The organism is Leucobacter sp. HNU, assembly GCF_047946755.1.
In the GTDB taxonomy this organism is placed as follows: domain Bacteria; phylum Actinomycetota; class Actinomycetes; order Actinomycetales; family Microbacteriaceae; genus Leucobacter.
Map to the genome: position 1 here is coordinate 1,817,679 of NZ_CP178837.1, position 19,125 is coordinate 1,836,803.

Here is a 19,125-nt window from a genome sequence, read left to right on the forward strand (position 1 = left end):
CACGGCGCAGACGCACGTCGGAGACGGGGCGGCGGTGCGGGAGGCGGGAGCGCAGACGCACGCTCCCACGCCTCCCACAGCGCCGGATCAGCGCCCGGCGCGCGGTTTCCGCAGGATCACCCAGGCGCCCAGGCCGACGACGAGCACCGCCGCGCCACCGACCCCGGCTCCGATCCAGAGCCCGTTGCCGGCGCCCTTCGTCTCGGCGAGCCGCTCACCGCCCGCGGGTTCCGAAGCCGCAGACCCAGCCCCGGCGGGCGCGGCCTTGCCGCAGTGCGGCGTCTCCGACCCCGCGCCCGACGCAGGCTCACCCGTGTAGGTGAAGGTGAACCGGTCGGCCACGGGGTGCCCGTCCGACGACACCACCCGCCACTCGACCTCGTACTTCCCCGCCGGGCCGAGCTTCACGGGAGTGGTGACCTGCGTCGCGGAGAGCGTGGGGCACGAGGTCTCGTAGTACTTCCCGTCGGGGCCGATCACCTGCACGAGGTTGCCCTCTTCGAGACCCAGCGGCGAGTTGTTGAACTGCAGCACGACGGAGTCGACCGCGCCGGTCGTCGCGTCGGGGGCGGGCGTCGCGCTCACGAGCGAGTCGTGCGCGAACGCCGCCGACGCGGCGAACGGGACCGCGACGAGCGCCAGGGCGGTTCCCGCGAGCGCGGCACGGATCCCGTGGGCCTTCCGACGCACGGGTTCGCGAGCGTTCCCGCGTTCGCCCTCCCGCTCGCGCACCCGCAGGCGGATCACGCCTGCGGCTTCCGCGAGCGGGCGAACGCCAGCGCGGCGAGCAGCGCGCCGCCTGCCGCGAGCACGATCGCTCCGATGCTCAGACCGAGCGACACCGCGCCGGAGTCGCTCTCGGCATGCGAACCGGCGGCTGCCGCCTCGCCGTGGTGCGCATCGGCCTTCGCCGTCACCCCGGCGTGGTGGTCGCCGGCGGGCGGCGCGTCGTTGATCCAGAGCACGGGCGCGGGTTCGAGGGTGTCGTTCTTGGCAACCTCCTCGGGCGTCGCCTTCCATTCGACGACCTTGCCGTCACTGTACGTCTGGGTGACGGGGATCACGACGTGCCCGGTGTCGGGCACGGGTCCGATCGAGAGCGTGAAGGTCTGCACCTGGCCGGGCAGGATCCCCGATCCATCGGCGGTCATCGTGACCTCGGTCGGCGCTTCTTCGATCGTGTTGCCCATGACCGTGACCGGCTTCGGCAGCTTCTGCTGCGCGACCGCCGTCTTCCAGCCCGGGGTCGGCTGGTACGAGACGTGGGTGAAGGGGGTGTCCTTCGGCAGGTGCACTTCGAGCTTGGTGGTGCTCGCGGTGTCGGACTCGGTGGGGACGCGGAACGTGACGTAGCTCCAACCGCCGGCCTCGACCTGCCCGGGATCGACCGTGACGTGCGCGGACGCCGCCATGGGGGCGGCGATCGCGAGCGTCGCACCGAGGCCAAGGGCCGCGATGGATCCGAGCAGGCGCTTCTTCGTGCGCGCAGCGGGGGTGGTGGGCGTGATGTGAGTGTTCATGAGGTTGCTGGCTTTCGGTGTGCGCGCACGCACGGCGCGAGGCCGGTACGAACGGTCGGCAAGACGTCTTCGGCGAGACGTGTTCGGCGAGACGCGGCGAGGCGTCGCCGACGCGAGCCGCAGCGGTCGACCGGATTCCCGGCGGACCGCACGTGCGCAGTGAGAAATGAGTGAGTGGTGCGGGCTACGCCGAACGGGGCGGTCCGCGCAGACGCATCTCCGTCAGCACGACGAGTTTCGGCGCAGTGAAGCGCCAGGCGGCAGCGATCCGCACCGCCGCGCGCTGCGGCGACGGGACCCAGTTCAGGACCCGCAGCAGACGATCCCAGCCGAAGAGGTCGAGCAGCGCGCGCAGCGTCTGCTCCCCGGCACCGAGCGCCGCAACGGTCACCGCGGCACCGATGAGGTGGGCGATCCACATGCCCGCGCCCGCGTGGGCCGCGTGCGCGGCGGGGCCGACCGACGCGATGCCGGGCAGCAGCGCCTGCGCGGTGTGCGCCGCGTGGGCGCCCTGCGCGGCTTGCACGGCAGCGGTCGCCGCGTCCGCAGCGCCCGGCAGCACCGTCGGATCGGTGATCCCGATCAGCAGCAGCCCGTGGAACACGAACTGGCTGAGGCCGACGGCGAGCGAGAGGCGGATCCACGACAGCTCGCGCCCCGCGAGCGCGACGCAGAGCGGCACCGCGAACACGAGCGTCAGCAGGATGCCGAGCAGCGGCGCCGGGCGGCCGTCCGCGATGGAGTGCGACAGCACGGCGACGAACACCGCGATCGCGGCGGCGACGAGTCCACGACCCGTTCGATCCGCTCGCGATGACAGCACGGATGCGAGTCTACGGCGTTCGCCGCCGGTGCGGGACCCTGGCTCGTTCCCGCCCGTGCGGGCACGGGTGCGCCCTCCGGATCAGCACTCGACGACGTTGACGGCGAGGCCGCCCGTACTCGTCTCCTTATAGCGCTCCGACATGTCGGCGCCGGTCTGACGCATCGTCTCGATGGTCGTATCGAGCGGCACGACGTGCGTGCCGTCGCCGAGCAGCGCGAGCCGGCAGGCGGTCAGCGCCGTCGACGCCGCGACCGCGTTGCGCTCGATGCACGGGATCTGCACGAGCCCGCCCACGGGATCGCAGGTGAGACCGAGGTGGTGTTCGAGGGCGATCTCGGCGGCGTTCTCGATCTGGGCGACCGATCCGCCGCGGATCGCGGTGAGGCCCGCGGCGGCCATCGCGCAAGCGCTCCCGACCTCGGCCTGGCAGCCGGCCTCGGCGCCCGAGATGGAGGCGTTCGCTTTGAACACGGAGCCGATGGCGGTCGCGGTGAGCAAGAAGGTGCGGATCGCCTCGGGTTCGAAGCCGCCCTGCACGGTCGCGAAGTAGAGCACAGCCGGCAGCACGCCCGCCGCCCCGTTCGTGGGAGCCGTGACGACGCGGCGCCCGGCCGCGTTCTCCTCGTTCACCGCGAGCGCGTAGAGCGCCAGCGCCTCCTCGGCGGTGTCGCAGCCGTCGCGCTCGCGCAGCTTGCGCAACCCCTCGGCGGCGCGGCGCTTCACCCCGAGCCGGCCGGGCAGCACACCCCGCCCTTCGAGACCACGCTCGATGCAGGATCGCATCTCCGCCCAGATCAGGTCGAGACCAGCCTGAGCCTTCTCCGCCCCGTGCAGCGCGACCTCGTCCTCCCACGCGATGTCGGCGATGCGGCGATCGCCGACCAGCTCCATCAGCTCGGCGATGCTCGCGTAGCGGTGGCGGAGCTGCGGGGTGGCGGGGTCGGCGGCGCTGGTCGCCGACGCGTCGTTCGTGCTATTCGCTTCGGTGCTGGTCTCCCCGTCAGGATCCTCGACGCGCTCGATGAATCCACCGCCGATCGACAGGTAGGTCTCGCTGAGCAGGGTCTCGCCGTCGGCTTCCGCGGTCAGCACGAGGGAGTTTGGGTGCCCGTCATGTCGGGAGAACGGGGCGAACACGATGTCGTGCTTGGTCATGGCGACACCGTCGACGTCGATGGTCTCGCCGGCGTCGAGGCGATCCCATTCGCCGTGCACGAGGTCGGGGTCGACGGTCTCGGGTTGCAGCCCGCGGAGCCCGGCGATCACGGCGTCGGGCGATCCGTGGCCGATGCCGGTCGCGGCGAGCGAGCCCTGGAGCCGCACGACGAAGCGCGTCACCCGCCCGAGGTCGCCGGCAGCGGCGAGGCGCTCGCGGAACATCGCCCCGGCGCGCATCGGCCCGACAGTGTGCGAGCTCGAGGGCCCGATGCCGAGCGAGAAGAGTTCGAGCGCTGAGACGTAGACGCCCCGATCAGTCATGCTGCGGCCGGTCCTTCCTGAGGCTGCGTCCGACGTTGGACACCAGTCATCGTAGTGCTGGATACCTCGCCAGCCGACCTCACTTCACAGACGAAGAGATTTCTCGGCTGGAAGACAGAACTCGCCTCAGTGCCCCACCAGGATCTTCCCGACCGCGATCCCCGCCGCCACCACGGCGACACCGACTCCGCTCAGGATCATACGGAGCGAGCTGGGCTGTTTGCGGATGCGGGCCACGATTACGCCGGTGAGGCCGAGGCGCACGATCACGTAGATCTCCGCCGCGAGCTGCGCCCACTCCCCCGGTGCACCGAAAAGCGCCGCGAGGCCGAGCACGGCCGCCGGGAAGACACCCGAGGTGAGCACCGGCATCGAGTTGCGCAGCTCATCACGTGCTTCCTCACGACTCAGCCGGTGATCCGAGCGCACACGCAGCCCGACGGACTCGGCGAAGGTGTGCGCGAGGAACGTCGTCGCGGAGGCGCCGAGCACGATCCAGAACGACCAACCGCTCTGCGCATCCTCGCGCGACAGCGGGATGAGCGTCGCGAGCACGATGATGTTGCCGTACACGTACGCGGTGATGCGGCTGGCCACGTCCTCGAGCGGCAGATCGCCGCGGTCGCGCCGCTTCCGTTTCCGCCCGAATCGCATGGCACCAGGCTACCGCCGGAGATCCGACGTGTGACGTGCGGGAACGGCCGCGCACCGGCACCGACCCGCACCCGAGGACCCGCGCGACCGCCCACGTCGCCGCCCTCAGAGCAGGTCGTCGCCCGCCTCTTCGAGGGGTCCCGCCCACCAGCCGGACTCCCCGAGCGCGCCCGGGTCGATGCGGGTGAGCGTCTCGCGCAGGATCCGCAGCCGTTCGGCGTGCGGGACCGGCTCGCGCCGGGCAGCCCCGAGTTTGAGGGTTCCGGCCCGCAGCGCAGCGAGCTTCGCCGCGGCCTGCTCGGCAGTGAGGATCGTGGGTCCTGTCGACGCGGGGCCCGTGGCCAGATAGTGCGCGAACGCGTCGAGGAATCCCTCGGCGCTCGCGCGATCTTGGTTCAGCGGCGTGAGCACGCCGCTTCGCGGATCGAGCACGGCGAGACTGCGATGCGCGTCGAGTTCGACGATCAGCAGTTCCCCGTCGAGGATCGTCCCGACGATGCGACCGCTCGCACCGTCGCCCGCCACGATCCGACGTGCCTCCTGCACTTCGCCAGCGCCAGCGCCAACACGAAAGAACACCATCCCGAACGGCGGATCCACGTGCGACATGATCCTCACCCTACCGGCGCGCAGAAGCCCCCATCGGAGCCCGGCGCGAACACCGAACCTGATCGCCAGGTCCGAACTCCGGATCCCCCTTCCCCGAGCCGACTGAAGCTGAAAGGGTGGGAACATCCGATTCGGAGAGGCTGTGATGCAGATGACCGATGAATACGATCTGATCGTGCTGGGCGGTGGCCCGGTGGGCGAGAACGTCGCGGATCGCGCCGTGCAGGGCGGCCTCACGGCGGTGCTCGTCGAGCGCGAGCTCGTGGGCGGTGAGTGCTCCTACTGGGCGTGCATGCCGTCGAAGGCGCTGCTGCGCTCGGGGCAGGCGCTGCGGGCGGCCCGTCGGGTTCCGGGCGCGGCCGAGGCGATCACGGGCGAACTCGACGTTCCCGCGGTGCTCAAGCGCCGCGACGCGTTCACGAGCGACTGGGACGATGCCGGCCAGGTCGACTGGCTGCGCAGCGCGCACATCGATCTGGTGCGCGGGCACGGCCGGATCAGCGGCGAGCGCCGCGTGACGGTGACGGACGCGGACGGCGGCGAGCGCACGCTGACGGCGCGGCATGCGGTGGCGGTGAGCACGGGTTCCGATGCGGTGGTGCCGGGGATTCCGGGGCTGCAGGAGGCGGAGCCGTGGACGAGCCGCGAGGCGACGAGCGCGCAGGAGGTGCCGGAGTCCCTGATCGTGGTGGGCGGCGGCGTGGTCGCGGTCGAGATGGCGACGGCGTTCGCGTCCCTGGGCTCCCGGGTGACGATGCTCGCGCGCAGCGGCGTGCTGGGCGCGTTCGAGCCGTTCGCGGGCGAGCTCGTGGCGGACGGGCTGCGCGAGCTGGGCGTCGACGTGCGCACGGGTGTCTCGCCCGTCCGGGTGGATCGGGATGCGGCCGGGGTCACGGTGCGGGTGTCCGGCAACGGCGCCGACGACGAGCTGCTCGCCGACGAGATCCTGGTGGCGACCGGGAGGAGCCCCCGCAGCGACGACATCGGCCTGGAGACCGTCGGGCTCGAGCCGGGATCCTGGATCGGCACGGACGATTCGCTGCGGGTGCCGGGCACCGCTTGGCTGTATGCGGTGGGCGATGTGAACGGTCGCGCCCCGCTGACGCACCAGGGCAAGTATCAGGCGCGCGCCGCGGGTGACGCGATCGCGGCACGCGCTCAGGGCGGTCCGGTCGAGGATCGCGCCTGGGGGCGTCACGCGGCGACGGCGGATCGCGCGGCGGTCCCGCAGGTGGTGTTCGCGGAGCCGGAGGTCGCGTCGGTCGGCGTGACCGAGGCGGCGGCTCGGGAGGCGGGCCGCCGGGTGCGCGCGGTCGATGTCGAGTTCTCCTCGGTCGCCGGCGCCTCGGTCCACGGCGACGGCGCGAGCGGCCGAGCGCGGATCGTGGTCGACGAGGATCGTCGGATCCTGCTCGGGGCGACCTTCGTGGGGCCCGAGGTCGCCGAGCTCGTGCATGCGGCGACCGTCGCCGTGGTCGGCGAGGTGCCGATCCCGCGCCTGTGGCACGCGGTGCCCTCGTATCCGACGGTGAGCGAGGTCTGGTTGCGCCTGCTCGAGGCCTACGGACGGGAATCGGCGTAATCGCGGCAATTCCCTCGTCAATGTCGGTGGGGTGCCGTAGTGTCTGAGCGATGATCGAGTTCCGCTCCGTATCGAAGACATTCCCCGATGGCACCCTCGCCGTCGGGGAATTCAACCTGGTCATTCCGGCCCGGCGGACCACCGTGCTGGTGGGGTCGTCGGGCTCGGGCAAGACCACGCTGCTCCGCATGATCAACCGCATGGTCGACCCCAGCTCGGGCACGGTCGAGATCGACGGCGAGAGCGTGCAGGATCGCGACCCCGTCGCGCTGCGGCGCAGCATCGGCTACGTCATGCAGAACTCGGGCCTCATGCCGCACTTCACCGTCATCGACAACGTCGCGACGGTGCTGCGATTGAACGGCGCTTCGCGCCGCGAGGCGCACGAGCGGGCACGCGAGCTCCTCGACACGGTCGGGCTCGACCGTGCGCTGGCCGACCGGTATCCGAGCCAGCTCTCGGGCGGGCAGCAGCAGCGCGTCGGCGTCGCCCGCGGGCTCGCCGCCGACCCCAACATCCTCCTGATGGACGAACCCTTCGGCGCGGTCGATCCCATCGTGCGCGCCGAGCTGCAGCAGGAACTCCTCCGGCTGCAGCGCGAACTCGACAAGACCGTGGTCTTCGTCACCCACGACATCGACGAGGCGATCCTCCTGGGCGATCAGATCGTCATCCTCGACGCCGGCGCCCGCGTCGTGCAGCAGGGCTCTCCCGACGAGATCCTCGCGAATCCCGTCGATGACTTCGTCGCCGCGTTCATCGGCGCCGATCGCGGCAAGCGCGCGCTCAGTCTCCGGCAGACCCCGCACGGGACCGTCGTCGTCGACGCCTCCGGCCGAGCCCAGGGCCTGCTCGTCGCCGACTCGCCGCCGGCTGCCGCAGCTGCCGATTCCGGCACGTTCGACGGAGGGGGCCGCTGAGGTGACCTGGATCGGCGACAACCTCGGGCTCATCCTCGACCTGACCGCAGTGCACCTGCGGCAGAGCCTCATCGCGCTCGTGCTCGGCTTCGTCATCGCCCTGCCGCTGGGCCGCCTCGCCTGGCGCTGCCGGCTCGTCCGCGGCCCCATCATCCTGCTCACCGGCCTGCTCTACACGATCCCCTCGCTCGCGCTGCTCATCCTGCTGCCCGCGCTCCTCGGCTACTCGGCGATCAGCGAGACCAACCTGATCGTCGCGCTCGCCATCTACGCCGTCGCCATTCTCGTCCGCGCCGTCGCCGACGGGCTCGACTCGGTCGACGCCGACGTGCTGCGCTCCGCGACCGCCACCGGCTACGGTGCCGCCCGCCGCTTCTGGACCGTCGAACTCCCGCTCGCGGGCCCCGTCATCCTCGCCGGTGTCCGCGTCGCCGCGGTCAGCACCATCGCGCTCGCCACGGTCGGCACGCTGATCGGCGTCAACAACCTCGGTTACCTGTTCACGAACGGGCTCGACCGTCGGCTCATCGAAGAGGTCTTCGCCGGCGTCATCGCGGTCGTCCTCCTGGCTCTCGTCATCGACGCGCTGCTCGTGCTGCTCGGCCGTCTGCTCATGCCCTGGCAACGGGCGACCACGACGAGCGCGCGCCGCGAGCGCGCCGACGCCCGCAGTCCCCGGCACCGACCGGAGGCGATCGCATGAACCTCTTCGGCGACGCGCTCGCCTGGCTGTTCGCCCCCGCGCAGTGGAGCGGCAGCTACGGCATCCCCACGCTGCTCGGCCAGCACCTCCTCTACACGGCGCTCTCCGTGCTCATCGCGGCGGCAATCGCCGTGCCCGTCGGCTGGGTCATCGGTCACACCGGTCGCGGCCGGGAGGTCGCGGTCGCCATCTCCGGGGCGGCCCGCGCCATCCCGTCGTTCGGCCTGCTCATTCTGCTCGTCCTGCTCTTCGGCGTGCTGCAGGTTCCGGCTGCGGCACTCCTCACCTTCGTGCTGCTCGCGATCCCGTCGCTGCTCGCCGGCGCGTACACCGGACTCGAGGCGATCGACCGGCGCATCATCGACGCCGCCAAGGCCACCGGCATGACCCAGTGGCAGATCTTCTGGAAGGTCGAGTTCCGCCTCGGACTCCCCTGCTCGTCGGCGGGCTGCGGGCCGCCACGCTGCAGGTCATCGCGACCGTCACCATCGCCGCCTACGTCAATCTCGGCGGCCTCGGGTTCCCCATCATCCAGGGAATCCCGCTGCGCCAGTTCGACCAGGTGCTCGCCGGCGCGATCCTCGTCGCGCTGCTCGCCCTCCTCGTCGACCTCCTGTTCGCGCTCGCCCAGCGCACCGCGGTCCCGGCCGGCGTGCGCACCGCTTCCGGTTCCGGCCGGGCCGCGCGCGGCGAACGCCGGGAGCGCCACCGTGCTCGGCAGGCCGCGTCGGCAGGCTGACCCAGACCACCGAAGAAGGGAACACCATGTTCACCGCTCGAATCACCCGTATCGCCGCCGTCGGAACCGCCGCAGCCGTGGCGCTCGCCCTCGGCGCCTGCAGTTCCGCGAACCCGCTCGACGACTCCGGCAAGAACTCGTCCTCGGGGTCGAGCGGCACCGTCGTCGTCGGGTCGCAGGCCTACTACTCGAACGAGATCATCGCCGAGATCTACGCGCAGGCGCTCGAGAAGGACGGCACCAAGGTCGAACGCAAGTTCAACATCGGCCAGCGCGACGCCTATATGCCCGACCTCAAGTCAGGTGCCATCAGCCTCTTCCCCGAGTACACGGGCAACCTGCTCGAGTTCCTCGACGGGAAGACCACCGCCACCAGCCCCGATGACGTCTACGCGGAGCTCAAGAAGGCGCTACCGAAGAACCTCACCGCTCTCGACTACGCCAAGGCCGCCGACCAGGACACCTACACGGTGCTCAAGAGCACCGCCGACAAGTTCGGCGTCGAGTCGATCGGCGATCTCTCGAAGCTGCCGGGCAAACCGACCATCGGCGCCGCCCCCGAATTCGAGAAGCGCCCCTACGGTCCCGCCGCCGCCCAGCAGCAGTACGGCGTCGATCTCGCGTTCTCGGCCACCGGCCCGACCACGCTCGACGCGCTGCGCGCCGGCACCGTCCAGGTCGCCGACATCTACTCGGCCGACCCCGCCTTCGAGAAGGGCGATCTCGTGGCGCTCAAGGATCCGAAGAACATGATCCTCTCGTCGAACGTCGTGCCCATCGCGAGCAGCGACATCGCCGACAAGATCTCGAAGACGATCAACGCGGTCAGCGCGAAACTCACCACCGAGGAGCTCGTCAAGCTCAACGTCGAAAGCACCGTCGACAAGAAGCAGCCCGCCGACATCGCGAAGGCCTGGCTGAAGAGCAACGGCCTGAGCTAACCGGACAGAAACCTCCCGGCCTCAGCACGGGAGTCCGGCACCGCACAGTGCCGAGCTCCGATGCTGAGGCTGGAGAGGCCCCCGGCGCTCCGGTGGCTCAGTGCTCCGCAGCCGGTCCCGACTCGTGTCGTGAGCTATGGCGTCGAGACCGGCACGTGCACCGCGGTGCCTGCCGCGGGCGGCGCGGTGAGCATCGACTGCGTCGTGCCCGTGATCATGAGGAAGAGCGAGATCGCCGCGACGAAGGCGAGCGTGCACGCGGCCACGAGCGCGACCGCGACGAAGGGAACCGGCTGCTTGAGAGCACGTGCGACTGTCATGCTCCCAGAATCGTCGAACGCGCTCGCGCCCGCATCGACCCTGGGTACTGACCCGCATCGGACTCAGGTCTGATCCCCGACGTCCGGAAGACCGGGAGCACCAGCAGCTCCGGCAGCACCGGTGCTCCTCGCCCGTCCCAGCAGCACGGGACGCAGCAGCCGCAGCAGGAGCGCGAGCATCAGGCAGGCGCACACGCCGAGGATCACGGCATCGGCGACGAACAGCCACCAGTTCTCGACGCTCGGAGGCGGATCGACGAGGTACTTGCCACCGATGTACTCCAAGCGCGCCGGATACTCCTGCGGCGCATACCGGGTCAGGTCCTGCGTCGTCCAGGGCAGCGGCCACCCGAACTCGACGCGGGTGAGCTGCGCCGCCGAATCGATCGTGGCCGGCAGAGTGCGCAGCCACAGCGCGAGCCCCGCACCGAACGGCAGCAGCCCGAGCAGCGGCAGCAGCCAGGATCGGATCCGTTCGCGAGTGCGGTGACGGGCCGGTCCCGGATACGCGGCCGCCACGTCGTCCGCACCCATCGGGGTCCAGCTCACTGCGGGTGCGGCGTCTCGCCGCTCTCCAGCATCGTCAGGATCCGCGCGAGCCGGTTCGCCCGAGTCGTCGCATTCGTCGCCGTCATGAGGCGGTGCAGCACCGAGTACCGGTTCGCTCCGTTCAGCCCGTCGAATGCCGCCGCCGCGCTCGGGGATGCCGCCAGCGCGGTCGCGAGGTCCTCGGGCACCTCCGCCTTGGCCGCCCCCGCATACGCGCGATCCCAGCGTCCGTCGCCCTTGGCGCGCTCGATCTCGGCGTGCCCGCGCTCGCGCATGCGGCCCTCGGCGATCAGCCGCGCAACGAGTCCGAGGTTGCGTTCCGACCACATCGACTGCTTGCGCCGCGGCGTGAAGCGCTGTCGGAACGTCGCCGCATCGAGGCTCCCCTTCTGCCCGTCGATCCAGCCGCTGCACAGTGCCTCGTCGAGCGCCTGGGCGTAGCTCAAGGACGTCGGCTCGGTCGTGCCCTTCTTCGCGAGCACCAGCCAGACCCCGTCCGAGGAGTCCTCGTTCTCGTCCAGCCAGGCCCGCCAGGCGGCGGCGTCGGGGAGCGTGAGCAGCGGCGGCAGCGGTGCGGTCATGCCTCCATCGTAGGAGCGCCTGGCCGTCCGGAGAACGTTCCGGCTCGCGGGGATGCGCCCAGCAGTTCCGTCTGGTCGCCCCGTTCCGGGTCCCGCGCCGAGCCGGGCCGCGCCGACGCTCCGTCCGATGCGGTCAGCGCTCGGTCGATCGCCGCCACCGCGTCGCGTCCGGCGCGGTTCGCCCCGACCGTCGACTGGGACGGCCCGTACCCGATGAGGTGGACTCGGGGCTCGGCGGCGACGCGCGTGCCGCGCATCTCGATCCCGCCCCGTTCGTTGCGCAGCCCGAGCGGATCCAGGTGCGCGATCGACGGCCGGAACCCCGTCGCCCACAGGATCGTGTCGACCGAGGTGAAGGATCCGTCGGCTTCGCGAACGCCGTGCGGCTCAATGGCCGTGAACATCGGGCGGCGCACGAGCGCGCCGCGGTCCCGCGCGGCCCGCGCGTACGGGGTCCAGGCGAGCCCCGTGTAGGAGACGACGCTGCGCGAGGGATTTCCGGCCTCGACGTCGGCGGTGACCCGCTCGATGGTCTCGCGTCCCTCGACCTCCGGGCTGAAGTCGCCGTCGAGGAACACGGGCTCGCGCCGCGTGTACCAGGCCACCCGTGCGACCCGCGAGATCTCCTCCAGCTGCTGCACGGCCGAGATCCCGCCGCCGACCACGGCGACGCTCCGGCCCGCGAATTCGTCGAGCGAGACGTAGTCCCGGGCGTGCAGCTGCCGCCCGAGGAAGCGATCGGCTCCGGGCACCTCCGGCAGCACCGGACTGCGCCAGGTACCGGTCGCGTTGATCACCGCCCGGCTGCGCCAGATCCCTGCGTCGCTCTCGATCAGCAGCTCCCCGTCGGGGTCCGCATCGGCCCGGCGCACCGCTGCGACCGAGACCGGTCGCAGGATCGGCAGCCCCATCTGCGCTTCGAACGCCGCGAAGTACTCCGGCACCGCCTCGCGGCTCGGGGTCTCGCGGTCGACCGCTCCCTGCCGGAATCCGGGCAGGTCGAAGATATGGTTCACCGTCGCCATGGTGAGCGAGGCCCACCGGTGCTGCCACGCACCCCCGGGTTCCGTTTCGGCGTCGAGGATCACGAAGCTCCTCGCGGCATCGGGGTGCGCCAGGGCGCTCGCGAAGCCGTGGCGCCGCAGATGGTATCCCGCGGAGAGCCCCGCCTGCCCGGCACCGATGACGACGACGGTCGCGCGCCGCACCGAGCTCATCGCTGCGGCAGGATCACGAGCTTGCCGCGCGTGCGTCCGGTACGGCTGGCGCGGAAGGCGTCCCCGACCTCCTCCAGCCCGAAGGTCCCGGCGATCTCGACTCGGAGGACGCCGCGGCGGGCGAGTTCGGCGAGCCGGGCCGTCTCGACGCCGTCGACGCGCACCCAGATGATGCGTCCGCCGTGCTCCACGACCGAGTCGTCGGCGACCGAGACGTGCGGCCCATCGGCGCGGAGCACGGCGAGCGTGGCCTCGAGCTGCCCGCCGACGAAGTCCGCGACGGCGTCGACCGGGCCGCCCGCCAATGCGCGCACGCGCTCCGCGAGCCCCTCGCCGTGCGCGACGGGCTCGGCACCGAGACTCCGCAGGAACTCGTGGTTGCGCTCCGACGCGGTGCCGATCACCCGAGCTCCGCGGGCCACCGCGATCTGCACCGCCAGACTGCCGACACCGCCCGCCGCCGCGTGCACGAGCAGCACGCGCCCCTCCAGGTCTCCGAGGGCGTCGACGGCGCGCAGCGCGGTCCCTCCGGCCAGCGGCAGCCCCGCGGCCTGCTCCCACGACAGTTCGGCGGGCTTGAGCGCCACGGCTTCGGCGGGCACCGCCACGCGCTCCGCGAAGGTCCCGGCGGACACGGTCTCCTTGCGCGCGTAGGCGAGCACCTCGTCGCCCACGCGGAACTCCGGCGTATCGGGGCCGACGGCGACCACGACTCCGGCGACGTCCCACCCCGGGATCACCGGGAACCGCGCGTCGATCATGCCGTCCAGGTATCCCGCCATGATCTTCCAGTCGACGGGGTTCACGGAGGCCGCTCGCACCTCGATCAGCACGGACCCGGCGAAGAGCTTCGGTTCCGCCACATCGCGGACCTCGAGGCCCTCGAGCTCCTGGCTGTATCGATCGTAGACAACGGCTCGCATCTCGGTTCTCCTTGCAGTTCGCGGATCGGTTCGGCCCTCCGATTCGGAGGGCGACGACGCTTCCCCGATCCCAACGCCGCCCGATCCCCTGCCATTCCGCGGGTTTCGCAGGAATACTGGTGCCCATCGGCCGGTTGCCCCCTGCACCGGATCCGACACCGAGAGGAGTCCCGATGCGTCCGTATCTCGACAAGGTCGCACCCGAAGCCTGGCAGGCCGCTTCGACGTTCTCGGCGGCCGTCGCCGACTCGGCCGTGCGCCTCGGGCTCACGGCGGCCGAGGCCGAACTCATCAAGGTCCGCGCCTCGCAGCTCAACGGCTGCGCGTTCTGCCTCGACCTGCATTCCCGCGGCGCTCGCGAGGCGGGGATCCCCCAGCAGAAGCTCGACCTGCTGCCCGCATGGCGGGAGACCGAGCGGTTCGCGGAGCGGAGGCCGCCGTGCTCGCCGTCGCCGAAGCGGCGACCCGGCTCCCGCTGAGCGAGGACGCGCAGGCGGACCTGGCCGGCGCCCGCAACGTGCTCGGAGACGAGGCCTTCGTCGCGGCGGAATGGGTCGCCGCGACGATCAACGCGTTCAATCGTGTCTCGATCCTCAGCCAGCACCCGGTACGGTCGCGCGACGACGCGGGCAAGCTGCTGCGCTGACCCGCGCTGCCCCCCCCCGGACGATGGGGCTCCGGGCGAGACGCACACGACCCCGAGATTCATAAAATGCACTATTCGTGCATTATGCTGCACGCATGGATGCAGGTGCAGAGTCGCTGGCCCGGGTGATCGGGGCCCGAGTGCGGCAGGAGCGACTGGCTCGAGGCTGGACCCTCGATCAGCTCGCCGAGGCGGCCGGCGTGAGCCGCCGCATGGTCGTCAGCGTTGAGCAGGGGACGGTGAATCCGAGCGTCGGCACACTGCTCCACCTGAGCGACGCGCTCGGCCTCGGACTGCCCGCGCTGGTCGAGCCGCCCGAGCCGCGCGCGGCGAAGGTGACCCGCGCCGGCCAGGGCGCGGTCCTCTGGCGCGGAGCGCCGGGAAGCCACGGCACGCTCATCGTCGGCACCGAACCGCCCGACGTCGTGGAGCTCTGGGAATGGCTCCTCGTCCCCGGCGACCGCCACGACGGCGAAGCCCACTCCGAAGGCACTCGCGAGCTCCTGCACGTGCACGAGGGGTCGCTCGACATCGGCCTCGTCGGGCAGACGCTCCGCCTCGATGCCGGCGACGCCATCGCATTCTTCGCCGACGCCGCGCACTGGTACGAGAACCCGAAGACGGAGCCCGCTCGATTCACGCTCGCGGTCTTCGAACCCGGCGTCGGAATGACCCGCCCTGGAGGTGCCGAGTGACTCCGCAGCTCTCCCCGCGCGCGTGCCGGCCTGGTCGATGGCGGTCACCGCCATGCTCATGATCCAGGTGTCGAACGCGCTCTCGGTCGGCCTCATCGACGCCGTCGGGCCCGCGGGCACCGCCTGGCTGCGCATGTGCTTCGGCGCGGTGTTCCTCGTCGTCATCGCCCGCCCGTCGCTCCGGTCCATTCGCCGCGCGGACCTCCCGAAACTCATCGGCCTCGGCGTCGTGACCGGCTTCATGACGGCATCCTTCCTCGGCGCGGTGGAGCGGATCCCGCTGGGAACCGCGGTCGCGATCGAGTTCCTGGGTCCGCTGACCGTCGCCGCGCTGGCGGGAAAGCACCGCAGGGCCCTGGTCTGGCCAGCCCTCGCGCTCGTCGGCGTCGTGCTGCTCACCGAGCCCTGGCGAGGCCGGATCGACCTCGTCGGCGTCGGCTTCGCGCTCACCGCGGCGCTCTGCTGGGCGCTCTACAACATCCTCACGCAGCACGTCGGCGACCGCTTCTCGGGCATCAGCGGCCTCGCCCTCACGATCCCGATCGCCGCCCTCGCGATCGCGCCGTTCGGGATCCCCCAGGCGATCGGCGGTGAGTTCAGCTGGTGGGTCGTCGCGGCCGCCGCGGGGATCGCGCTCATCACCCCGGTGATCTCGTTCGGCCTCGAGATGCTGGCACTGCGCCGGATGACCCACCACGCGTTCGGTACGCTCCTCTCGATCGAGCCCGCATTCGGCGTGCTGACCGGCCTCGTCGTGCTCAGCCAGACGCCGAGCCCGATGCAGATCCTCGGCATCGCCCTGGTCGTGCTCGCCGGAGCATCGGCGCAGCGCGGCGGCGCGCGACCGCCCGCCGCGGGGACGGCCTGATCTCGGCCGGCTCCGCCCCCATCCCCGATACTGGAGCAGTGATGAGCATGTTCACCGGCCTGAGCGCCTTCCCGCTGACCCCGCTGCGCGACGACCGGATCGACGAACACGCCTTCGTCGGGCTGATCGAGCGGCTGCACGCCGCGGGCGTGGACTCGATCACGGCGCTCGGTTCCACCGGCTCGTACCCGTACCTCGATCGTTCCGAACGCGCGCGGATCGCCGGTCTCGCCGTCGAGCACGCTGCGGGCACCCCGGTGTTCGTGGGCGTCGGCGATCTGCGCACCTCGCGGATCCTGCACCACATCGACGATGCCGAGGCGGCGGGCGCCTCGGGCCTGCTGCTGCCGGCGATGAGCTACCAGCGGCTCACCGACGACGATGTATTCGAGCTGTTCCGCACGGCGACGCAGCACACCGAACTGCCCGTCATCGTCTACGACAACCCGGGCACCACGCAGTTCTCGTTCTCGGTCGAGCTCATCGCTCGCGTCGCCGCGCTCCCCGGCATCGGCGCCGTCAAGATCCCGAGCGTCCCCGCCGACCCGACGGCCGCCCGCGCACGCGTCGCTGCGGTACGCGCCGCGGTTCCGGCGGGCGTCGCAGTGGGCGTCTCGGGCGACGCATCAGCAGCGACCGGCCTGAACGCCGGCTGCGATTCCTGGAACTCGGTGATCGCGGGCACCCTGCCCGCCCCGGCACTGGAGATCACGCGAGCGGCGCAGGACGGCCGCGCGGACGAAGCCGCGGCGGTATCCGAACGACTCGCTCCGCTCTGGGCGCTCTTCGCCGAGTTCGGCGGCAGCATCCGCGTCGTGGCCGCGATCGCCGAGCTGCTGGGCCTCGTCTCCGAGCGATCGCTCCCGCTGCCGATCCGCGGCCTCACCGCGCCTCAGCGCGCTCGCGTCGCGGAGGTCGTTCGCGACCTCGACCTCACCGCGTAGGCGCGGCCGGCCGCACGAGCCAGTGCCGCGAGACCGGACTCGGAGACCAGGCCGCTCTCGCGCCGCCGGTGCGCTCAGCGCGACGGCCGAGGTCGGGCTCACCTCGGCGGCGCACCCGCTGTCGGTCGGCGCGAGCGCTGCGAAGTACCGGAGCTTCGGCACGGCGAGCGACAGTTCGAAGGCGGTGCCGCAGCCGACGGTCGCGCGACCAGTCGGTCGTGTCGAAAGCGGTCCGGGCGGCCCGGATCGCCGACGCGACCTCCGCCTCCCCCGCGTCGGCGAACCGCCCGAGGGTCTCCCCGGTGGCCGGCGCGATGGAGGGCGCTTCGGCGTCCCCCAAGGGCGCTCCGTCGATGAGGTGCCGGGCGGAGTGAGCAGTCATGGGAGAACCTTCGCATCGTCGGGACGGGCTTGCCAGTCACCGTCTCGACGGGAGCGAACCGGCACGGACGCCGATTCTGCTCAGCAGAATCGCGTCAGGGGGCGATCCCGGCGATCGCGGGTCCCGGCACGACCCCTGCCTTGGCGCAGCATCCGGGCCGGCAGACGTCGAACCATGGACCGATCGAAGTCGTGTTGGCGCGCTTCCCGACCGGCCTGCCGATCACGCGTTCGCGAACGAGGTCGACGAGCGCGTCGACGAACGCGGGATGGACTCCGGGCGTTGCGACGCGGCGCGCCCAGAGCCCGGCCTCCGCTGCGCTCTCGAGCGCTTCCCGATCCAGGTCCCAGAGCACCTCGAGGTGATCGCTCACGAAGCCGATGGGGACGATGATCACCGCGCTGCGGTCGTGCAGTGCCGCGATCGCGTCGTTGATGTCGGGTTCGAGCCACGGGGTCGAGGGCGCGCCGGAGCGGGATTGGTAGACGAGCTGCCAGGAGACTCCGGGCGCAGCTTCCCGGATCACCTGTTCCGCGACGGCGAGGTGCTGCGCGGCGTATCCACCGCCGTCGATGCCGGAGAACAGTCCCGCGCCGGAGAGCTCGGCATCGGCCGTCGGAATGCTGTGAGTGGTGAACAGGATCTCGATGCGCTCCCGGGCGTGCCCCGCGCGCTCGGCCTCGGCGAGTGCGCTCCACACGCCCTCGATGAAGGGCTGGACGAACCCCGGGTGCGAGAAGAACTGCCGCACCTTGTCGATCTGCAACTCGCTCTGGATCCCGGCCGATTCGAGGGCGTCGGCCCAGTCTTCGCGATACTGCCGGCAGGAGGAGTAGGACGAGTAGGCGCTCGTCGGGATCGCGAGCATGCGCCGCACGCCGTCGGCGGCCGCCTGCGCGAGCACATCGTCGAGGTAGGGCGCCCAATTGCGATTGCCCCAGTAGACCGGCAGATCGATCCCTGCGTCGCGGAGCGCAGCGCCGAGGGCTGCGCGCAGCTCTCGGTTCTGCTCGTTGATCGGGCTCACCCCGCCGAAGTGACGATAGTGATGCGCGACCTCCTCCAGCCGCTCGTCGGGGATGCCGCGCCCCCGGGTGACGTTGCGCAGGAACGGCATCACGTCGTCCTGCCCCTCCGGACCGCCGAATCCCGAGAGGAGGATCGCATCGTAGGCGACGGGCTCGATCACGTGCTCGGGACCGGACTGCGCGGCGGGCGTCGCCGAGGCCACCACCGCCCCCGGAGCGAGCACCGCAGTGGTGGCCCGGCTCGGCTTGACCTCGCGCCGCGCGGGTTCCTGGATCATTTCGTTCACGTCGGCTCCTCATGCGCTCGGTGCGCGTCCGAGTCGGTCCTCGAATGCGCAGCATTTCCTTAGCTTGGCGAGAGATCAACCTAGCACGAGAATCATAGAATGGAGTCATGGCTCCTCGACTCCCCCATTCGCCGCAGGACCGGCGCGCATCGGTCGCCCCCGAACTGCTGGACTTCGGAGATCTCCCCGAGGCCGAGGCGGAGCAGGCGCTCGAGGTCATGGCGGAGCTCGAACGCTGGCAGCGCGCCTCGCGCGCACTCGCCGAATCCTCCGCCAAATACATGCGGCTCAACGAGACCGACATGCGAGCGATCCGGATGATCATGCGCGCGCAGCGGCGCGGCGAGATCGTCACCCCGAAGGACATCGCACGCGAGACCGGCATCTCGAGCGCATCGACGACCAAACTCGTCGATCGCCTGGTCGACGGCGGACACCTGACCCGTACCGCCCACCCGAACGACCGTCGCACGGTGAGCATCCGGGTGACGGATCGCACCCGCCGCATCGCGCGCGACACGATCGGTCGCCAGCACACGCGCAGGCTGGCGGTCGCTGCGGCGATGAGCCCGGCGGAGCGGGCGACCGTGATCGCCTTCCTCGCGCACCTGAGCGAGGCGGATGATCCGCAGTCGGCACTGTTCGAGGAGCATCCCGCGTCGCCCGATCCGACGACGGGCGAGAACGACGGGTGAGAACCACCGCCAAAGCT

24 protein-coding genes and 1 pseudogene are annotated in these 19,125 nt (G+C 71.3%); 12 read left to right on the forward strand and 13 right to left on the reverse strand.

Annotation, left to right across the window (positions count from 1 at the left end):
- Positions 1 to 87: 87 nt before the first annotated feature.
- The 6 genes from AB3K78_RS08955 to AB3K78_RS08980 form a co-directional block, all read right to left on the reverse strand.
- Positions 88 to 747: a copper resistance CopC family protein gene (locus AB3K78_RS08955; RefSeq protein WP_416442507.1), complete on the reverse strand. Its 660-nt coding sequence runs from the start codon at positions 745 to 747 to the stop codon at positions 88 to 90.
- Entirely contained in the window at positions 744 to 1,520 is a 777-nt protein-coding gene (locus tag AB3K78_RS08960) for a YcnI family protein (protein WP_416442509.1), read from the reverse strand. The genes AB3K78_RS08955 and AB3K78_RS08960 overlap by 4 nt, the downstream gene beginning before the upstream one ends.
- Before the next feature lie 184 nt (positions 1,521 to 1,704).
- Positions 1,705 to 2,343, reverse strand: a complete 639-nt coding sequence (locus AB3K78_RS08965) for a hypothetical protein (protein ID WP_416442511.1) — start codon at positions 2,341 to 2,343, stop codon at positions 1,705 to 1,707.
- Positions 2,344 to 2,424: 81 nt separating this feature from the next.
- A complete protein-coding gene (locus AB3K78_RS08970; RefSeq protein ID WP_416442513.1) occupies positions 2,425 to 3,825 on the reverse strand; it encodes an L-serine ammonia-lyase in 1,401 nt (466 codons plus the stop codon).
- A gap of 126 nt (positions 3,826 to 3,951) precedes the next feature.
- Positions 3,952 to 4,479, reverse strand: coding sequence for a hypothetical protein (locus AB3K78_RS08975; RefSeq protein WP_416442515.1), 528 nt, complete (start codon positions 4,477 to 4,479; stop codon positions 3,952 to 3,954).
- Between the two features lie 105 nt (positions 4,480 to 4,584).
- The gene (locus tag AB3K78_RS08980) at positions 4,585 to 5,025 is read right to left on the reverse strand and encodes a hypothetical protein (RefSeq protein ID WP_416442517.1); all 441 of its coding nucleotides are present in this window, start codon (positions 5,023 to 5,025) and stop codon (positions 4,585 to 4,587) included.
- A gap of 214 nt (positions 5,026 to 5,239) precedes the next feature.
- On the opposite strand from AB3K78_RS08980, the gene AB3K78_RS08985 reads away from it, so the two are divergent.
- The 6 genes and pseudogenes from AB3K78_RS08985 (at position 5,240) to AB3K78_RS09010 (ending at position 9,973) form a co-directional block, all read left to right on the forward strand.
- Positions 5,240 to 6,670, forward strand: a complete 1,431-nt coding sequence (locus AB3K78_RS08985; protein WP_416442519.1) for a dihydrolipoyl dehydrogenase family protein — start codon at positions 5,240 to 5,242, stop codon at positions 6,668 to 6,670.
- A 50-nt stretch (positions 6,671 to 6,720) separates the two neighbouring features.
- The gene (locus AB3K78_RS08990) at positions 6,721 to 7,590 is read left to right on the forward strand and encodes an ABC transporter ATP-binding protein (RefSeq protein ID WP_416442521.1); all 870 of its coding nucleotides are present in this window, start codon (positions 6,721 to 6,723) and stop codon (positions 7,588 to 7,590) included.
- A gap of 1 nt (position 7,591) precedes the next feature.
- Positions 7,592 to 8,293 (forward strand): ABC transporter permease, encoded by a 702-nt coding sequence (locus AB3K78_RS08995; RefSeq protein ID WP_416442523.1) that lies wholly within the window; start codon positions 7,592 to 7,594, stop codon positions 8,291 to 8,293.
- Positions 8,290 to 8,667: pseudogene (locus AB3K78_RS09000) on the forward strand (ABC transporter permease); the annotation flags it as partial. The gene AB3K78_RS08995 and the pseudogene AB3K78_RS09000, both read left to right, overlap by 4 nt.
- A 17-nt stretch (positions 8,668 to 8,684) precedes the next feature.
- On the forward strand, positions 8,685 to 9,032 hold the full coding sequence (locus AB3K78_RS09005; protein WP_416442525.1) for a hypothetical protein: 348 nt from the start codon (positions 8,685 to 8,687) through the stop codon (positions 9,030 to 9,032).
- A 26-nt stretch (positions 9,033 to 9,058) separates the two neighbouring features.
- Positions 9,059 to 9,973: an ABC transporter substrate-binding protein gene (locus AB3K78_RS09010; RefSeq protein WP_416442527.1), complete on the forward strand. Its 915-nt coding sequence runs from the start codon at positions 9,059 to 9,061 to the stop codon at positions 9,971 to 9,973.
- A gap of 134 nt (positions 9,974 to 10,107) precedes the next feature.
- Here AB3K78_RS09010 and AB3K78_RS09015 read toward each other — a convergent pair whose 3' ends face one another.
- From AB3K78_RS09015 to AB3K78_RS09035, 5 genes are all read right to left on the reverse strand, one after another.
- Positions 10,108 to 10,293, reverse strand: a complete 186-nt coding sequence (locus AB3K78_RS09015; RefSeq protein WP_416442529.1) for a hypothetical protein — start codon at positions 10,291 to 10,293, stop codon at positions 10,108 to 10,110.
- Positions 10,294 to 10,356: 63 nt separating this feature from the next.
- On the reverse strand, positions 10,357 to 10,842 hold the full coding sequence (locus AB3K78_RS09020; protein WP_416442531.1) for a hypothetical protein: 486 nt from the start codon (positions 10,840 to 10,842) through the stop codon (positions 10,357 to 10,359).
- Positions 10,839 to 11,423 carry a YdeI/OmpD-associated family protein gene (locus AB3K78_RS09025; RefSeq protein WP_416442533.1) on the reverse strand — a complete coding sequence of 195 codons (585 nt, stop codon included), beginning with the start codon at positions 11,421 to 11,423 and terminating at the stop codon, positions 10,839 to 10,841. The genes AB3K78_RS09020 and AB3K78_RS09025 overlap by 4 nt, the downstream gene beginning before the upstream one ends.
- Positions 11,420 to 12,640: an NAD(P)-binding domain-containing protein gene (locus AB3K78_RS09030; RefSeq protein ID WP_416442535.1), complete on the reverse strand. Its 1,221-nt coding sequence runs from the start codon at positions 12,638 to 12,640 to the stop codon at positions 11,420 to 11,422. Before AB3K78_RS09030 ends, AB3K78_RS09025 begins: the two co-directional genes overlap by 4 nt.
- The gene (locus AB3K78_RS09035) at positions 12,637 to 13,563 is read right to left on the reverse strand and encodes an NADP-dependent oxidoreductase (RefSeq protein ID WP_416442537.1); all 927 of its coding nucleotides are present in this window, start codon (positions 13,561 to 13,563) and stop codon (positions 12,637 to 12,639) included. The genes AB3K78_RS09030 and AB3K78_RS09035 overlap by 4 nt, the downstream gene beginning before the upstream one ends.
- Before the next feature lie 173 nt (positions 13,564 to 13,736).
- Here AB3K78_RS09035 and AB3K78_RS09040 point away from each other — a divergent pair, with 173 nt between their 5' ends.
- The 5 genes from AB3K78_RS09040 (at position 13,737) to AB3K78_RS09060 (ending at position 16,716) form a co-directional block, all read left to right on the forward strand.
- A complete protein-coding gene (locus AB3K78_RS09040) occupies positions 13,737 to 14,042 on the forward strand; it encodes a carboxymuconolactone decarboxylase family protein (RefSeq protein ID WP_416442539.1) in 306 nt (101 codons plus the stop codon).
- Complete coding sequence (locus tag AB3K78_RS09045; protein WP_416442541.1) at positions 14,003 to 14,209, forward strand: hypothetical protein; 207 nt, start codon at positions 14,003 to 14,005, stop codon at positions 14,207 to 14,209. The genes AB3K78_RS09040 and AB3K78_RS09045 overlap by 40 nt, the downstream gene beginning before the upstream one ends.
- Before the next feature lie 95 nt (positions 14,210 to 14,304).
- Positions 14,305 to 14,904 (forward strand): helix-turn-helix domain-containing protein, encoded by a 600-nt coding sequence (locus AB3K78_RS09050; protein WP_416442543.1) that lies wholly within the window; start codon positions 14,305 to 14,307, stop codon positions 14,902 to 14,904.
- A gap of 37 nt (positions 14,905 to 14,941) precedes the next feature.
- Positions 14,942 to 15,772: an EamA family transporter gene (locus tag AB3K78_RS09055; RefSeq protein WP_416447331.1), complete on the forward strand. Its 831-nt coding sequence runs from the start codon at positions 14,942 to 14,944 to the stop codon at positions 15,770 to 15,772.
- Positions 15,773 to 15,819: 47 nt separating this feature from the next.
- Positions 15,820 to 16,716, forward strand: a complete 897-nt coding sequence (locus AB3K78_RS09060; protein ID WP_416447332.1) for a dihydrodipicolinate synthase family protein — start codon at positions 15,820 to 15,822, stop codon at positions 16,714 to 16,716.
- Here AB3K78_RS09060 and AB3K78_RS09065 read toward each other — a convergent pair.
- Together AB3K78_RS09065 and AB3K78_RS09070 are read right to left on the reverse strand one after the other, a co-directional pair.
- Positions 16,706 to 17,098: an aldehyde dehydrogenase family protein gene (locus AB3K78_RS09065; RefSeq protein ID WP_416442545.1), complete on the reverse strand. Its 393-nt coding sequence runs from the start codon at positions 17,096 to 17,098 to the stop codon at positions 16,706 to 16,708. The two genes, AB3K78_RS09060 and AB3K78_RS09065, sit on opposite strands and share 11 nt — an antisense overlap.
- Before the next feature lie 94 nt (positions 17,099 to 17,192).
- Positions 17,193 to 18,404 carry a ferrochelatase gene (locus AB3K78_RS09070; RefSeq protein WP_416447333.1) on the reverse strand — a complete coding sequence of 404 codons (1,212 nt, stop codon included), beginning with the start codon at positions 18,402 to 18,404 and terminating at the stop codon, positions 17,193 to 17,195.
- Positions 18,405 to 18,520: 116 nt separating this feature from the next.
- Here AB3K78_RS09070 and AB3K78_RS09075 point away from each other — a divergent pair, with 116 nt between their 5' ends.
- Positions 18,521 to 19,108, forward strand: coding sequence for a MarR family winged helix-turn-helix transcriptional regulator (locus tag AB3K78_RS09075; RefSeq protein WP_416442547.1), 588 nt, complete (start codon positions 18,521 to 18,523; stop codon positions 19,106 to 19,108).
- Positions 19,109 to 19,125: the final 17 nt, after the last annotated feature.

Excerpts from the sequence above, each read along its gene's own strand:
- AB3K78_RS09060 (WP_416447332.1), top strand. The coding sequence starts at position 15,820 with ATGTTCACCGGCCTGAGCGCCTTCCCGCTGACCCCGCTGCGCGACGAC.
- AB3K78_RS08990 (WP_416442521.1), top strand. The coding sequence starts at position 6,721 with ATGATCGAGTTCCGCTCCGTATCGAAGACATTCCCCGATGGCACCCTC.
- AB3K78_RS09055 (WP_416447331.1), top strand. The coding sequence starts at position 14,942 with ATGGCGGTCACCGCCATGCTCATGATCCAGGTGTCGAACGCGCTCTCG.
- AB3K78_RS09050 (WP_416442543.1), top strand. The coding sequence starts at position 14,305 with ATGGATGCAGGTGCAGAGTCGCTGGCCCGGGTGATCGGGGCCCGAGTG.
- AB3K78_RS09040 (WP_416442539.1), top strand. The coding sequence starts at position 13,737 with ATGCGTCCGTATCTCGACAAGGTCGCACCCGAAGCCTGGCAGGCCGCT.
- AB3K78_RS09030 (WP_416442535.1), bottom strand. The coding sequence starts at position 12,640 with ATGAGCTCGGTGCGGCGCGCGACCGTCGTCGTCATCGGTGCCGGGCAG.
- AB3K78_RS09065 (WP_416442545.1), bottom strand. The coding sequence starts at position 17,098 with ATGACTGCTCACTCCGCCCGGCACCTCATCGACGGAGCGCCCTTGGGG.
- AB3K78_RS09035 (WP_416442537.1), bottom strand. The coding sequence starts at position 13,563 with ATGCGAGCCGTTGTCTACGATCGATACAGCCAGGAGCTCGAGGGCCTC.
- AB3K78_RS08985 (WP_416442519.1), top strand. The coding sequence starts at position 5,240 with ATGACCGATGAATACGATCTGATCGTGCTGGGCGGTGGCCCGGTGGGC.
- AB3K78_RS09070 (WP_416447333.1), bottom strand. The coding sequence starts at position 18,404 with ATGATCCAGGAACCCGCGCGGCGCGAGGTCAAGCCGAGCCGGGCCACC.
- AB3K78_RS09025 (WP_416442533.1), bottom strand. The coding sequence starts at position 11,423 with ATGACCGCACCGCTGCCGCCGCTGCTCACGCTCCCCGACGCCGCCGCC.
- AB3K78_RS09010 (WP_416442527.1), top strand. The coding sequence starts at position 9,059 with ATGTTCACCGCTCGAATCACCCGTATCGCCGCCGTCGGAACCGCCGCA.
- AB3K78_RS09075 (WP_416442547.1), top strand. The coding sequence starts at position 18,521 with ATGGCTCCTCGACTCCCCCATTCGCCGCAGGACCGGCGCGCATCGGTC.
- AB3K78_RS08975 (WP_416442515.1), bottom strand. The coding sequence starts at position 4,479 with ATGCGATTCGGGCGGAAACGGAAGCGGCGCGACCGCGGCGATCTGCCG.
- AB3K78_RS08970 (WP_416442513.1), bottom strand. The coding sequence starts at position 3,825 with ATGACTGATCGGGGCGTCTACGTCTCAGCGCTCGAACTCTTCTCGCTC.
- AB3K78_RS09015 (WP_416442529.1), bottom strand. The coding sequence starts at position 10,293 with ATGACAGTCGCACGTGCTCTCAAGCAGCCGGTTCCCTTCGTCGCGGTC.
- AB3K78_RS08960 (WP_416442509.1), bottom strand. The coding sequence starts at position 1,520 with ATGAACACTCACATCACGCCCACCACCCCCGCTGCGCGCACGAAGAAG.